Source organism: Pseudomonas sp. GW822-FHT06B12, assembly GCF_058799675.1.
The window spans coordinates 52,600-67,171 of the sequence record NZ_JBXALR010000006.1; the positions used below are offsets into that span (position 1 = coordinate 52,600).

General features: G+C 62.3%; 16 protein-coding genes. 2 read left to right on the plus strand and 14 right to left on the minus strand.

Features of this window, described 5'->3' with window-relative positions:
• Positions 1-15: 15 nt before the first annotated feature.
• A complete protein-coding gene (locus tag AC1RKH_RS14865; RefSeq protein ID WP_123424961.1) occupies positions 16-1,290 on the minus strand; it encodes a uracil-xanthine permease family protein in 1,275 nt (424 codons plus the stop codon).
• Between the two features lie 2 nt (positions 1,291-1,292).
• Positions 1,293-1,931, minus strand: a complete 639-nt coding sequence (upp, locus tag AC1RKH_RS14870) for a uracil phosphoribosyltransferase (protein WP_019693615.1) — start codon at positions 1,929-1,931, stop codon at positions 1,293-1,295.
• Between the two features lie 165 nt (positions 1,932-2,096).
• On the opposite strand from upp, the gene AC1RKH_RS14875 reads away from it, so the two are divergent.
• Positions 2,097-2,654 carry a hypoxanthine-guanine phosphoribosyltransferase gene (locus AC1RKH_RS14875; RefSeq protein WP_019693614.1) on the plus strand — a complete coding sequence of 186 codons (558 nt, stop codon included), beginning with the start codon at positions 2,097-2,099 and terminating at the stop codon, positions 2,652-2,654.
• A gap of 3 nt (positions 2,655-2,657) precedes the next feature.
• Positions 2,658-3,131 carry a WbuC family cupin fold metalloprotein gene (locus AC1RKH_RS14880; protein ID WP_493062860.1) on the plus strand — a complete coding sequence of 158 codons (474 nt, stop codon included), beginning with the start codon at positions 2,658-2,660 and terminating at the stop codon, positions 3,129-3,131.
• Between the two features lie 16 nt (positions 3,132-3,147).
• Here AC1RKH_RS14880 and AC1RKH_RS14885 read toward each other — a convergent pair whose 3' ends face one another.
• The 12 genes from AC1RKH_RS14885 to AC1RKH_RS14940 all read right to left on the minus strand — a co-directional run bounded on the left by AC1RKH_RS14885 (position 3,148) and on the right by AC1RKH_RS14940 (position 14,556).
• Positions 3,148-4,740 (minus strand): aldehyde dehydrogenase (NADP(+)), encoded by a 1,593-nt coding sequence (locus AC1RKH_RS14885; protein ID WP_493063021.1) that lies wholly within the window; start codon positions 4,738-4,740, stop codon positions 3,148-3,150.
• A 58-nt stretch (positions 4,741-4,798) separates the two neighbouring features.
• Positions 4,799-5,716: a dihydrodipicolinate synthase family protein gene (locus AC1RKH_RS14890; RefSeq protein WP_071553357.1), complete on the minus strand. Its 918-nt coding sequence runs from the start codon at positions 5,714-5,716 to the stop codon at positions 4,799-4,801.
• A 95-nt stretch (positions 5,717-5,811) separates the two neighbouring features.
• Entirely contained in the window at positions 5,812-6,849 is a 1,038-nt protein-coding gene (locus AC1RKH_RS14895) for a trans-3-hydroxy-L-proline dehydratase (protein WP_493062861.1), read from the minus strand.
• 27 nt (positions 6,850-6,876) lie between these two features.
• On the minus strand, positions 6,877-7,599 hold the full coding sequence (locus tag AC1RKH_RS14900) for an amino acid ABC transporter ATP-binding protein (RefSeq protein ID WP_103318455.1): 723 nt from the start codon (positions 7,597-7,599) through the stop codon (positions 6,877-6,879).
• Positions 7,592-8,242 (minus strand): amino acid ABC transporter permease, encoded by a 651-nt coding sequence (locus AC1RKH_RS14905; RefSeq protein ID WP_493062862.1) that lies wholly within the window; start codon positions 8,240-8,242, stop codon positions 7,592-7,594. The genes AC1RKH_RS14900 and AC1RKH_RS14905 overlap by 8 nt, the downstream gene beginning before the upstream one ends.
• A gap of 9 nt (positions 8,243-8,251) precedes the next feature.
• Positions 8,252-8,917 (minus strand): amino acid ABC transporter permease, encoded by a 666-nt coding sequence (locus tag AC1RKH_RS14910; protein WP_401121559.1) that lies wholly within the window; start codon positions 8,915-8,917, stop codon positions 8,252-8,254.
• A gap of 220 nt (positions 8,918-9,137) precedes the next feature.
• On the minus strand, positions 9,138-9,956 hold the full coding sequence (locus AC1RKH_RS14915) for an ABC transporter substrate-binding protein (protein WP_493062863.1): 819 nt from the start codon (positions 9,954-9,956) through the stop codon (positions 9,138-9,140).
• Positions 9,957-10,235: 279 nt separating this feature from the next.
• Positions 10,236-10,982: an AraC family transcriptional regulator gene (locus AC1RKH_RS14920; RefSeq protein ID WP_493062864.1), complete on the minus strand. Its 747-nt coding sequence runs from the start codon at positions 10,980-10,982 to the stop codon at positions 10,236-10,238.
• A gap of 28 nt (positions 10,983-11,010) precedes the next feature.
• Complete coding sequence (locus AC1RKH_RS14925) at positions 11,011-12,279, minus strand: FAD-dependent oxidoreductase (RefSeq protein WP_493062865.1); 1,269 nt, start codon at positions 12,277-12,279, stop codon at positions 11,011-11,013.
• Positions 12,276-12,512, minus strand: coding sequence for a (2Fe-2S)-binding protein (locus AC1RKH_RS14930; protein ID WP_493062866.1), 237 nt, complete (start codon positions 12,510-12,512; stop codon positions 12,276-12,278). Before AC1RKH_RS14930 ends, AC1RKH_RS14925 begins: the two co-directional genes overlap by 4 nt.
• Positions 12,509-13,624 carry an NAD(P)/FAD-dependent oxidoreductase gene (locus AC1RKH_RS14935; RefSeq protein ID WP_493062867.1) on the minus strand — a complete coding sequence of 372 codons (1,116 nt, stop codon included), beginning with the start codon at positions 13,622-13,624 and terminating at the stop codon, positions 12,509-12,511. Before AC1RKH_RS14935 ends, AC1RKH_RS14930 begins: the two co-directional genes overlap by 4 nt.
• Positions 13,621-14,556: a 4-hydroxyproline epimerase gene (locus AC1RKH_RS14940; protein WP_493062868.1), complete on the minus strand. Its 936-nt coding sequence runs from the start codon at positions 14,554-14,556 to the stop codon at positions 13,621-13,623. Before AC1RKH_RS14940 ends, AC1RKH_RS14935 begins: the two co-directional genes overlap by 4 nt.
• Between the last annotated feature and the right edge of the window lie 16 nt (positions 14,557-14,572).

Genomic DNA, 14,572 nt, shown 5'->3' on the forward strand with positions numbered 1-14,572 from the left:
GATCTTTAACGATCTTTACAACAACGGCTCATCCGCCTTCTTGTGCTTCCAGCTGTCATTGCCCGGCAGAATCAGGTTCAACGCAATCGCCACGACGGCGCACAGCGCGATGCCCTTGAGACCGAAGTCCTGCGCGCCGGTACCGGTGCCGATCAGCATGCCGCCAATCCCGAACACCAGCGTGACCGAGACAATCACCAGGTTGCGCGCTTCAGCCAAATCGATCTTGTGGCGGATCATGGTGTTCATGCCCACCGCGGCAATCGAACCGAACAACAGGCAGAGAATCCCGCCCATGACCGGCACCGGGATGCTTTGCAGCAGCGCACCGAACTTGCCGATAAACGCCAGGCTGATGGCAAAGATTGCCGCCCAGGTCATGATTTTCGGGTTGTAGTTCTTGGTCAGCATCACCGCACCCGTCACTTCGGCGTACGTGGTGTTGGGTGGACCGCCGAGCAGCCCGGCTGCGGTGGTTGCGATACCGTCGCCAAACAGCGTGCGGTGCAGGCCGGGCTTCTTCAGGTAATCACGCCCGGTCACGCTGCCGACCGCAATCACGCCGCCGATGTGTTCGATGGCCGGGGCCAGCGCTACCGGAACAATGAACAGAATCGCCTGCCAGTTGAACTCGGGCGCAGTGAAGTGCGGCAACGCAAACCACGGCGCAGCAGCGATTTTCGCGGTGTCGACGACGCCGAAGAAAAACGCCATGCCAAACCCGACCAGTACGCCGGAGATGATCGGCACCAGGCGGAAGATGCCTTTGCCGAACACCGCCACGATCAGCGTCGTCAGCAGCGCTGGCATGGAGATCATCATTGCCGTCTGGTAATGAATCAGCTCGCTACCGTCGCCGGCCTTGCCCATCGCCATGTTTGCGGCAATCGGCGCCATGGCCAGGCCGATCGAGATGATCACCGGACCAATTACCACGGGTGGCAGCAAGCGGTCGATGAAACCGGTGCCCTTGATCTTCACGGCCACGCCGAGAAAGGTATAAACGAAACCGGCCGCCATCACCCCGCCCATGGTCGCAGCGAGACCGAACTGGCCCTTGGCGAGAATAATCGGGGTGATGAAGGCGAAACTCGACGCCAGGAACACCGGCACTTGTCGCCCGGTAACCACCTGGAACAGCAGAGTCCCGAGGCCCGCCGTGAACAGCGCGACATTTGGGTCGAGGCCGGTAATCAGCGGCATCAACACCAGCGCGCCAAACGCCACGAACAGCATCTGCGCGCCAGACAGCACCGTGCGCCAGAGCGGGTCGTTGAACTCATCCTGCATGCTCACGCGTCCTTCTGCTTGGTGCCGAAGATCTTGTCGCCGGCATCGCCCAGACCAGGAATGATGTAGCCGTGTTCGTTCAGTTTTTGATCAATGGACGCGGTGTAGATGGTCACGTCCGGGTGAGCCTTCTCTACTGCGGCGATGCCTTCAGGGGCAGCAACCAGGACCATCGCGCGGATGTCCTTGCAACCGGCCTTCTTCAGCAGGTCGATAGTGGCGACCATCGAACCGCCGGTGGCGAGCATCGGGTCGATGATCATCGCCAGACGTTCGTCGATTTCCGGAACCAGTTTTTCCAGATACGTGTGCGCTTCGAGGGTTTCCTCGTTGCGGGCCACGCCCACGGCGCTGACTTTGGCGCCCGGGATCAGGCTGAGCACGCCTTCGAGCATGCCGATGCCGGCACGGAGGATCGGCACGACGGTAATTTTCTTGCCGGCGATCTTCTCGACCGAAACCGTGCCGCACCAGCCTTCGATATCGTAGGTTTCAAGGGGCAGGTCTTTGGTGGCCTCGTAGGTCAGCAGGGCACCGACTTCCTGAGCGAGTTCGCGGAAATTCTTCGTGCTAATGTCTGCGCGGCGCATAAGGCCAAGTTTGTGTCGGATCAGCGGATGGCGGATCTCACGGATGGGCATAGGGAAAGGCTCCGGCGGCGGGCAAAAAAACCGGCCTAGATTAATCTATCCGAGGGTGTTGTCCTATAGACATACAGTACGTTAGTCCAGAAACGCTTGATCTGACCCGGCTGGATGCGTACCTTTGCTCGCTTTTCCGAATCCGCCACCCCCTTGGAGAGCACCATGTCCGCTGATCTCGAGCATATCCGTCAAATCATGCGAGAGGCTGACTGCCTGTACACCGAAGCTGAAGTCGAGGCGGCCATCGCCCGCGTCGGTGCGCAAATCAACGATCAGTTGGCTGAAAGCAACCCGGTGGTGTTCTGCGTGATGAACGGCGGCCTGATTTTCTCCGGCAAACTGCTGACCCATCTGAATTTCCCGCTGGAAGCGTCCTACCTGCACGCTACCCGTTATCGCAACGAAACCAGCGGCGGCGAGCTGTTCTGGAAAGCCAAGCCGGAAGTCTCGTTCATCGACCGTGATGTGCTGATCATCGACGATATTCTCGACGAAGGTCACACCCTGGGCGCAATCATTGACTTCTGCAAACATGCTGGCGCTCGCGCCGTGCACACCGCCGTACTGATCGACAAGGATCACGACCGCAAGGCTCGCCCAGACCTGAAGGCCGATTTCGTCGGTCTGCCATGCATTGACCGCTACATCTTCGGTTACGGCATGGACTACAAAGGTTACTGGCGCAACGCCGCAGGGATCTACGCCGTCAAAGGAATGTAAATCATGGCGACGCCGAGCTTTCTTGATCAAACGCTGTTCAGCGAGCTGGCCGGGAAGGCTGCGGCCAATCCTCGTGGTCGGCAGCATCACAACTTCCATCAGATGGAGGAGTCGTGCCACCGCATGGCGGTGGGCTTGCAGCCATCGACGTACGTTCCGCCACATCGGCATTTGAGCGATGACAAGGCTGAAACCCTGTTGGTCCTCAAGGGCCGTCTGGGGGTGCTGGTTTTCGACGACGCGGGCCAGGTGATTGCCAAACGAGTTCTGGAGTGTGGCGGCGATACGCTGGGGATCGACCTGCCTGCCGGTGTTTATCACGGTCTGGTCGTGCTTGAAGCCGACAGTGTGATGTTCGAATGCAAGGCCGGGCCGTATCGTCCGGTGGGCGAGGGTGAACATGCGCATTGGGCACCCCGCGAAGGTGAGCCCGGCGTTGCCGAGTATCAGGCCTGGATGCGCGCGCAGTTCGATTGACGGTGTACAGCGGGCGTCAGCCCGCTTGATTCAGCTCCTCGCGGGTATTCACCCCATCCACCAGACGCAAAAGCCCCAGCGGATTGGCGTTCTTCAGCGCGTCCGGCAGTAATCCGTCCGGACAGTTCTGATAACACACCGGCCGCAGGAATCGTTCGATCGCCAGGCTGCCGACCGAGGTGCCACGGGCATCCGACGTCGCTGGATACGGTCCGCCGTGGACCATTGCATCGCACACTTCGACACCGGTCGGATAACCGTTGAGCAGCAGGCGCCCGGCTTTCTGTTCGAGGATCGGCAGCAATTGCGAGCACAGCTCAAGGTCTGCGGGTTCGGCGATCAGCGTGGCGGTCAATTGCCCGTGCAGCGCCTGCAGCGCCAGCCTGAGCTCTTGCTCGTCGGCCACTTCCAGCACAATGCTTGCCGGGCCGAACACTTCTTCTTGCAGCACCTCATCCCCTTCAAGCAACAGGCTGACGTCAGCCTTGAACAGTTGCGGCTGCACCTGATTGCCTAATGCATGGTCGCCACTCAAGCGCCTCACCCGCGGATGGTTCAGTAAGCGCTGCACGCCGCTTTCATAGCTGCGTCGGGTACCGCTGTTGAGCAGGGTCTGTGGCGGTTTTTCGTTCATCTGCGCGGTGAGTTGTTCGATAAAGGTGCTGAACGACGCCGAGCGCAGGCCGATGATCAAACCCGGATTGGTACAGAACTGGCCACCCCCCAGGACGATCGAGGCGCTCAACTCGCTGGCGATGGTTTCGCTGCGGGCCGCCAGGGCGGCGGGTAGCAGCAGCACCGGGTTGATGCTCGACATTTCGGCGAACACCGGTATCGGCTGTGGTCGGGCGGCAGCCATGTCGCACAGGGCCCGGCCACCTTTGAGCGAACCGGTGAACCCCACGGCCTGGATCGCCGGATGTTTGACCAGCGCCTCGCCAACACCAGCACCATAAATCATGTTGAACACGCCCTCGGGCATGCCGCTGCGCTGTGCCGCGCGAATGATCGCGGCCGCAACCTGTTCGGCGGTTGCCATATGCCCGCTGTGGGCCTTGAACACCACTGGGCAACCGGCGGCCAGGGCTGCGGCGGTATCGCCACCGGCGGTGGAAAACGCCAGCGGAAAGTTGCTCGCACCGAACACCGCCACCGGACCCAGGCCGATACGCCATTGACGCAGGTCGGGTCGTGGCAACGGTTGGCGCTCGGGCAGGGCGCGGTCGATCCGTGCGCCGAGGAAGTCGCCCTGGCGCAGTACCCGGGCAAACAGCCGCAACTGGCCGCTGGTTCGCGCCCGTTCGCCCTGAATCCGCGCAGCGGGCAGGGCCGTCTCGCGGCAGACGATGGCGATAAAGTCATCGCCCAGGGCGTCAATTTCTTCGGCGATAGTCTCGAGAAAAACAGCGCGGACACTGGCCGGCAGGTTGCGATAAATGGGGTAGGCCTTGGCGGCGAAGTGTGCGGCGTTGTCGATTTCCTCCGCGTTGGCCTGGCTGAAGCCATAGGGCAGCGATTCACCGCTGCGGGCGTCGACGCTGTGCAGGAGTTGATCACCTGCGGCGCTGCGGCCGAAGCCGATAAAGTTGTGGCCGATAATGGCTGACATAAAAAAAATACTCGGCATGGCCGCGCTCGATACCGAGCGCGGCAGTGGGGAAGGGCGGTTACAGACCGACGTCCGGCAAAGTCGGGCGATTGGCGAGCGCGGCTTTGACCAGCGCCTCGACCTCGTTGCGCTCGTGGTCAAGCAGACCCAGGCGAGGTGGGCGGGTCAGTGCCGTGCCGCGGCCCATCAGTTCTTCACAGAGTTTGATGCACTGCACCAGGTCCGGGCGGGCATCGAGGTGCAGCAGTGGCATGAACCATTCGTAGATCGGCATGGCTTCCTTGAAGCGACCGTCGCGGGCCAGACGGAACAGCGTCTCGCCTTCTTTCGGGAACGCGTTGGACATCCCGGAGACCCAGCCCACCGCGCCGACGGCAATGCTTTCGAGCACCACGTCATCGAGCCCGGCGAACAGTACAAAGCGGTCGCCGACTTCATTGCGCACGTCGATGAAGCGCCGGGTATCGCCCGAGGAGTCCTTGAAACAGACGACGTTGTCGCAGTCGGCCAGGGAGATCAGGATGTCCGGGGTCACATCGTTTTTGTAGATCGGTGGGTTGTTGTAGACCATCACCGGCAGGTCGATGCTGGCGGCGACGCTACGGAAATGCGCGGCAGTCTCGAAGGGTTTCGAGGAGTAGACCAGTGCCGGCATCAGCATGATGCCGTCGGCACCCACGCGCTGGATTTCCTTGGCGACTTTGCTGGCATTGGCACTGGTGAATTCGGCGACACCGGAAATCACCGGCACCCGACCCGCCGCGGCGTCCTTGGCGACTTCCACCAGGCTGATTTTCTCTTCGGTGCTCAGCGAGGTGTTCTCGCCGACGGTGCCGCAGATCACCAGCCCCGAAACACCGTCGCGCACCAACCCGCTGATGACCTTGTGCGTGCCTTCGTAGTCGATGGAAAAGTCCGGGTTGAACTGGGTAGTGACCGCAGGGAATACGCCGCTCCAATTAACGTGCTTGCTCATGTTGCCTCCGATGATGACTTTTAGTATTTCGTATACGTTTAAGTTGAGCACTGAAAGTGCCGTGGGGTTCAAAGGGTTTTGCCAGGTACGTTGCTTCAAATAGCCAGTTCGACGGGCCAGGTGTCGGACAGTCGATAACCGCCCGGCCAAGGATCGCTTGGGTCGAGCAGATGCTGGTGGGTGCCGGTGATCCAGGCGCGCCCGGACAGGCACGGGATAATGGCCGGGCGGCCGGCGATTTCGCTGGTGCTGTCGATCCGGCAATGAAACTCGGAACCGATAATCGAGCGCCCGATAAACACCTCGCCTACCGCCAGTTGGCCTTTGGCGTGCAACACCGCCATGCGCGCCGAACAACCGGTGCCACAGGGTGAGCGATCGATCTTGCCGGGGCGGATCACCACCGCGTTGGCGGCACTGGCCACGCCGTTGCTGCGGTCGAGCGGTGCGGCAATCTGGCAGAACGAAATGTGTTTCCAGTCCGGGTTCAGCGGGTGCACGAAGCCCAGTTGTTCATTGGCTGCCTGAGTGATCTTCAGACCGCTGGCAACCAGGTCCGCGGCTTCATCGGCGGTCAGCGAGAAACCCAGGCGCTGGGCATCGACGATCGCAAAGCTGTCACCGCCATAAGCGGTATCGACCTGCAGTGAGCCGAGGCCTTCGACTTCGATCCAGGCATCGAGTTTGTCGGCAAATGACACCACATTACGCACCTCGACCCGCTCGGCCTTGCCGTTGCGACAGTGGGCGGTCACCTCGATCAAGCCGCCAGGGGCTTCGAGCACCAGCCGGGTCAGCGGTTCGGTCATTGGCAAGATGCCGCTGTCGAGCAGCACCGTGGCCACGCACAGCGAGTTGGAGCCGGACATCGGCGGTGTGTCAGCCGGTTCCATGATGATCCACGCCATGTCGGCGAGCGGGTTCCTGGAGGGTACCAACAGATTGACGTGGCGAAAGACTCCGCCGCGCGGCTCGTTAAGCACGAAGTTACGCAGGGTCTGGTCCTCGGCAATCCAGCGCGACTGCTCCCACAGGGTCGCGCCGGGTGGTGGCGCGACACCGCCGACGATGACGTCGCCGACTTCACCTTCGGCGTGGCAACTCACCACATGAATGATTTTGCTCGAACGCATGACTGTCTCCTGGGGCCTGTCTGTGGGTTACAACACCGATTTCAAGAAGTCGGCGGTTTCCGCACGCTGCGGCTGGCCGATCACCTGGTCCGGTGAACCGATTTCATGGATCTTGCCGTCGCGAAAGAACGCCACCCGATCCGAAACATCGCGGGCGAAACGGATTTCGTGAGTCACCAGGACCATGGTCATACCCTCCTCGGCGAGCAGGCGCATGGTGTCCAGCACTTCACCCACCAGTTGCGGGTCGAGGGCCGAAGTAGCTTCGTCGAACAGCATGTAGTCCGGCGACATGGCCAGCGCCCGGGCAATCGCCATGCGCTGTTGCTGACCGCCGGAAAGCTTGCTCGGAAACACCTTGAGCTTGTCGCCGAGGCCTACGTGCGTCAGTTGCCGCACGGCGATTTCTTCAGCTTCCTGACGGCTTTTGCCGAGCACCTTGCGCGGGGCAAGCATCACGTTTTCCATCACCGTGAGGTGCGGGAAGGCGTTCCATTGCTGGAAGACGATGCCGATTTTCTGCCGCAACTTGTTCAGGTCGGTGCCGCTGGCATGCACCGGTGTGCCGTCGACGCGAATCTGCCCGCCCTGAATGGCTTCCAGGCCGTTGATGCACATCAGCAAGGTCGACTTGCCCGAGCCCGAGCCGCCGATGATCGACAGCACTTCGCCCTTGTTCACGGTCAGGTCGACACCCTTGACGACTTCCAGGTTGCCGAAGGATTTACGAACGTTCTCGATCTCAATCATTTTCCTGCCACCTCTGTTCGAGCCGCGCCCCCAGACGAGCGATCACCAGGCTCATGACGTAGTAGATAAGGCCGGCCAGGGCCAGGACGAACAACGGTTCCTGAAGCCGGGTGACAATGGTTTGCGAGGCGCGCAGCAGTTCGACGATGCCGATCCAGAGCACCAGCGAGGTGTCTTTCATGACCGCCAGTGTCAGGTTGATCCAGCCCGGAAACGCCACCCGCGTGGCCATCGGCAGGACAATGTGCAGCAAGTCCTGACGGTGGCTGAGGCCCAGCGAACGGGCGGCCCGCCGCGTGCTCAAGGGCACCGACAGCACGCCGCCGCGGACGATTTCTGCGCAGTAGGCGGTGGAGTAGGCACCGAGGATCACGCAGGCCACGGTGAACGCGCTCCAGTTCAGGCCGACGATCGACTTGAACGAGTTGAGCAGCACAAACTGAATCAGCAACGGCACGCTGCGAAACACGTCCAGTACCCAGGCCAGCGGCAGGCTCAAACGCGGCAGCAAGGCCCGAATCAGGCCACAGGCGACACCCAGCAACGTGCCGATCAACATCGCCCAGAACGTCAGCAGCAGCGTCGTACCGGCACCTTGCAGCAGGTAGAGGAAGTCGCCCGAGGTAAAACTTGAGGTGTACATGCAGGCCTCCTAGTACCGGAACAAACGCCAGGCCAGCAGGCGGGCGATCAGCACCACCAGCTTGGCCAGGACGAAGTAGAGAACGGCGGCGATGGCGAAGAACTCGAAGGTGCGAAAGGTCTTCACGTTCAGCGCCTGGGTCACGCCGGTGAGGTCGCTGGTCAGGCCGACGACCACGCCCAGAGAGGTCATCAGCAAGGCCCAGACCATTTGATTGGTCAGCGGGTAAAACACCACGCGCAGCAATTGCGGCAGGACCACCAGCCGATAAGCCTTCGGTGCGCTCATGCCCAACGAGCGGGCTGCGCGCAGTTGGGTTTCAGGCACGGCGTTGAGGCCGCCGCGAAAGGTCTCGGCCAGATAGCCGGCGTTGTTGAAGGTGATGCCGATCAGCAACGCCAGCCATGAGCCCATGTGAATACCAAAGGCGCCGAGGCCGAAGTACAGGATGTACACCTGAAACAGTGCCGGGGTGTTACGTGCAATCGACACCCAGCTGGCGGCAATCGCCCGGAACAGGCGCTTGTCGGACTGCTGGCCGAGGGCGAGGAACATCGCAATCAGGGTGCCGGCGAGCATCGACAGCACCGCGATTTCCAGGGTCACCCGGGCGCCGTCGAGCATATCCGGCAACGCCTGGAAGGCGGCGCGCCAATGGAAGGTGTAGTCGAACATCAAAGGAGTTCCTTGGTTTTCAACTGGTTTGGGTCCTGTGGGGGCCGGGTTTGTCCTGAATATCTGTCAGTTAAACGCAGAACCCGTGGCGAGGGAGCTTGCTCCCGCTGGGCCGCGAAGCGGCCCTGAAACCTGCCATCTCGTTCTGCCAGGCACACCGCATTTGCGACTGCTTCGCAGCCGAGCGGGAGCAAGCTCCCTCGCCACGGGGATGCGTTTCCTAGCGATACACGCCGCTGGCCGTTAGCTGTGGCGCCGTGCCGCCGACCCATTGCGCGAACAACTCCTGATACCGCCCGGAGCGCACCTGATGATTGACGAACAGGTTGAGGTAGTTGATCAGGCCGAACTCATTGCGCTTGGCGCCCAGGGACACGTAGTCGATGTCATAGGGCGCGGTGCCGGCGACGCTGAGGTTTTTGTACTTGCCGGATTTGATCAGTGACGAGGCGACCGTCGAGGTCACGGTGGTCGCGTCGATTTGCCCCTGGCTCAGGGCAAGTACCGCGTCAGCCAGCGACTGATAGGCATGGAAAGCGCCCTTGGCGTTGGCCCATTTCTTCACGTCGTTTTCCAGCGCGATGGCTTCAAACGTGCCGGCCGGGCCGCCCACCGAATGGCCCTTGAGGTCATCGTAGGCCTTGATCCCAGCGTCGCTGCGGGTCAACACCACCATCTGGAAGGCGAAGTAGGGAATGGTCATGCCCACGGTCTTGGCCCGCTCCAGCGTGTCGGAAGTGGAGGCGACGATGACGTCGGCGCGGCCGGAAACCAGTGCCGGAATTCGGTCCGGGAACGGGGTTTCAACAATCTCGGCTTTGACCCCAAGGGTTTTTGCCAGGTCGTTGCAGTAGTCGACATCGAAGCCGGCCGGGGTGTTCTTCTCATCGCGAAAGCCCATGGGCGGGAAGTCCAGGGTGACCGCGCAACGCAAGTTGCCGGACTCGATGATGTCGTCGAGTTTGTCGGCCTGGGCCTGGGCGATGAACGCGCTGCTCAGCAGGGCAGTGATGAAGACGGCGGATGCAGGATTTTTCATAAGGGGCCTCGTTGTCGGATGGTGTCGAGCGTTGGGCAGTTCTTATCAAATGGGTATTTAGAGTTTCGTATACGATATTTGATATGCACTGGATGTGCCAAAAATCTGGAGTTCACATCGCGTTCAACGGGTGACGGGCTGCGAGGCCCGAAACAGAGGGCAACAGCCAACGGTGCAAAAACCGGCCAAGGAAATGCGCGGCGAGACGAGCGCTTCGAAGGCGGGCGCCGTGTCACAAAGGGAGCAGGGTTTGGCGGGGTGCTCGGTAACGGGTAACAGTCAGCGATGGTTATCGCGGTACTGCGAAGGGGACACGCCGGTGAGTGCCTTGAATTGACGGCTGAACGCGCTGTGGTCGGTGTAACCGCAGCGTAGGGCGATCTCGGTGATTGGCAGCTCGCCCGATAGCAGCTGCGTGGCAGCGCCCAGGCGTGCCTTGTGAATCATCTGGCGTGGCGTCAGCTGGAAGATCCGTTTGCACAGGCGCTCCAGTTGCGCCACGGAAAAACCGCTGAGGGCCGTCAGCTCACTCAGGGCGATGTGTTGCGCGTAGTGTTCGCGGATGTGCCCGTCGACCGCTGCGAGTTTTTCATAGGCCGGATGACTGGACTGGGGCGCGAGCAGGTCGTAGGAAATCCCCGCCATGCCGATGATGCTGCCCTGAGCATCGCATAGCGCCAGTTTGTGGGTCAGGCACCAGCCAGGTTCGTGGCCAGGGTAAAGGTGCAGTTCAAGCTGATCGCTCAACTGGCTACCGTCACTCAGCACCCGCAGGTCTTGCTCGGTGTAATGCGGGCCGAAGCGCGAGGGAAATACCTGTTCAGCCGTCTTGCCAAGGAGCGCGTTGGGGTCTTTGGCGCCACAGCGTTGGGCCAGGGTTCGATTGATCAGCACATAGCGGGCGGTGGTGTCCTTGATGAAGAACACCACGCCGGGCATGGCATCCAGCAGCGGTGCGATCAGTTGCAAACTGCCCAGCAGCTCGGGCAGGTCGCGGGGGCAGGGCAGTGGCAAGGGGAACGTCATCAGGTGGCGACCCGCAGGGAAGAGGGCCTTACTCTACGGTGACGGACGCGCCATTGGGAAGCTCGGCAAGCTGCAACAGCGTGTCGATGCGCGTTGGCGAAAACGGCGGACGTGGCGCCGGCTGTGGCCAGTCGAACAGGTAACGGGTCGCCGCACCGCAGATCCGTCCCTGGCAAGCGCCCATGCCGCAACGCGTGTGCAGTTTGGCCTGGTTCCAGGCGGAGCAGGCCTTGAGTGCTGACAGCTCAACGTCTTCACAACGGCAGATCAGTGTGTCGGGCATTGCCAGCTGTTTGAGTTCATCACGCAAGGCAAAGCTGCGCCGCAGTTGATCGGCGAAAGCTTGCCAGTGCTGCCGTTGCGGCCAGAGTGCGCGGGCTTGCTGTACTTCACCGATGGCCATCCACCCTGCGATGGCACCCTCGACCAATGCCAGCTCACTGCCGCCGAAACCAGTGCATTCGCCTGCGGCGTAGTGTCCGTTCAGACTAGTGAGCTGGCTCGCGTCGACGGCGATCGCGTCGTCTTTCAATTCGCAGCCCAGCGCTTGGGCCAATTGGGTATTGGGGATCAGGCCGAAGCCGCAGGCCAGTCGTTCACAGGGGATGTCGACGATCCGCCTCTGGCGTTTCAGACGTACGCCTTGGAGGCGGCTGTCGCCATAGGCTTCGAGGACATGGCTGTCGCTGCGGTAGTGATGATCAAACAGTTGAACCGCTTGCAGACATTTGGTCGGCCATTTGGGCAGTTGCAAGGCGAACCCGGCGACGGCACTCAGCGGCGCTTGTTCGGCGATTTGCAGTACCTGGGCGCCAGCCTTTTTCGCGGTGGCGGCGCTGGCCAGCAGCAGCGGGCCACTGCCGGCAATCACCAACCGCTCGCCGGCCACCGGCATCCCGCCCTTGATCAGCGCTTGCAGCCCGCCTGCACCGGTGACACCGGGCAAGGTCCAGCCGGGAAACGGCAGCAGCAGTTCACGGGCACCCGTGCACAGAATCAGTTGCTCGTACTCGATGACCCAGCCGTGCTCAGGGTCTTCCAACAGCAGTTTTTTGGGGCCAGCCAAGGCGACCACGCGTGTCGAATTGAACACCTGCACGTTACTCGCCGCCGCCAGTTTCTGACGATGAGCCTGAGCATTACTCGGCAAGTGCGCATTGACGCCGTCGCGCCAGATTTGCCCGCCGGGTGCCGGGTTGTCATCGATGATGGCGATGCGTGCGGTGCTCGGTGCGGCCGCCAATGCTGCTGCCATGCCCGCAGGCCCCGCGCCGATAATCAGCAGATCGACTTTCATGCCTGGGTCTCCACGCACATGCCCGCGCGGCAGGTGGTCTGGCAGGCGAGACGGCGCTGACCGTCGATGCTCACCCGACACTCCTGGCAAACGCCCATCCCGCAAAAAGGTGCCCGGCGCTGACCGCTGACCGACGTTCGACTGCAGCCGTCGCCTGCCAGGTAGAGCAGCGCCGCAACCGTTGTACCGGCGTCGACCGCTACCGTGCGGCCGTCGAGACTCAATTCAATCATGCGCGTAACCCTTGTGCGGTGGTCAGGAAACGCCCCGGCAGATAGGGCGTCGGGTCGATGGCCGGAGTGGTTTTACACAGCTGCGCGGCCAACAGCTGTGCGCTACCGGGGGCCGTGGTGACGCCCAATCCTTCATGCCCGGCCGCCAGCCACAAACCTGCTTGCTGTGGGTGTTCGCCGAGCAGCGGCAAGCCATCGGGCGTGGCCGCGCGCAGGCCGGTCCAGCTGCGGATGGCGTTCATCCCGGCAAGCTCCGGCAAATAGTCGATCGCCCGGCGCAGCATGCGCGCCAACACGGCTGGTTCGACGCTCAGGTCGGTGCTGTCGAACTGGCGCGATGAGCCGAGAAAGATTTGCCCGGTCGGCCGTGGCTGGGCATTGAAGGCAACCGAGGTGCCTTCGCTGGCGTGAGCACTGGTGACATACCCCAGCTCGACCAACTGGTGATGGATCTTGCCGGGGTAGCGGTCGGTGATCAGCAGGTGGCCTTTCTTCGGGCGGATCGGCAGGTCGGGGCACAGTTCGGTGGCGTGAATACCGTTGGCCAGCACCACCGCTTCGGCCCGCAACCGCTCGCCAGAAGCCAATCGCAGCTGATTGCCGTTGACCTGCGTGACCTCGGCCGTGCGCCGGGTGATCCGCCCAGCGCTCTGGTTGAGCAACCAGTGAGCAGCATTCGGCGCATAGAGAATGCCGTCGCCGCTGACCTTCAGTGCACCGCTCAGGCCGGGGCGCAGCATCGGCTCGGCCGCGTACAGGGCGTGTGGGTCGAGCATTTCACAGGCGATGCCTCGGGCCTCGAGCGTCTGACGTTTGTGCTCGGCAGCGGCCATTTCCTCGTCATTGGCGGCCAGCCACAGCGTGCCGCAATTGCGGTAGGCGCAGCCGGGGTCCAGGTGCGGCGCCCATTGCCGCCAGAGCTCGATGGAGTATTGGCTCAGCGCCAGTTCGGCCGGGTTGTCATCCATCGCCACCAAGTGGCCCATACCGACCGCCGTGGCGCCGCCGCGCTGGCTGTCGAGCACCAGCACGTCGAGCCCGCGTTGCGCCAGCTCATAGGCACAGGCACTGCCGACAATGCCGGCACCGATGACGATGACGTCGGCATTCATGAACCGATGCCCCACACGAACGGGTCGTCTTCCTCCAGCAACAAGTGGTTCTCGCCACTCATGTGGGCGCGACCACGGATGGTCGGAATGATGCGTTGTTCGTCGAGCCGCTGGTAACTGGCTTCGAACTGGCTGCCGATCACACTGGCCTGGCGCCAGACTTCGCCGGGCTGCAATTTACCGTCGGCTGCCAGGCACGCCAGCTTGGCGCTGGTGCCGGTGCCGCAGGGCGAGCGGTCGTAGGCTTTGCCGGGGCAGAGGACAAAGTTGCGGCTGTCGGCCACGGAGTCGTCGGCAAATAGCTCGATGTGATCGATTTCGCCGCCGTCCTCGCCACGAATGCCCTGGTTCTCCAGCGCTTCGCGCACCGCCCAGGTGTAAGCGGTCAGGGCCTCGAGGTTGTCGCTGGCGATCCGCTGGCCGTGCTCGGCAATCAGGAAAAACCAGTTGCCGCCCCAGGCGATGTCACCGCTGACTGCGCCGTAACCCGGTAATGTCAGTTGCACGGCCTTGCGGTAGCGATAGGCCGGGACATTGCGCACGCTGACCGAGCGATCCTCGTGCAAAGTCGCCTCGACCGTGCCGACCGGGGTTTCGATCCGATGCACGCCGGGCTCGATGCGTTTGAGGTACGCCAGCGAGGCCACCAGGCCAATGGTGCCGTGACCGCACATGCCGAGGTAGCCGCTGTTATTGAAGAAAATCACCCCGGCACAGGCGCCGGGATCCTGCGGCTCGCAGAGCAGGGCGCCAACCAGCACGTCGTTGCCGCGTGGCTCAAGCACCGTGGCGGTGCGCCAGTGGTCGTGCTCCTCGGCGAGGCGGCGCTTGCGTTCGGCCATGGAGCCGCTGCCCAGATCCGGGAAGCCGGTGATGACCAGACGTGTCGGTTCACCGCCAGTGTGAGAGTCGAGGACGTGAATACGTTTCATGAAGGGCGCCACCTTG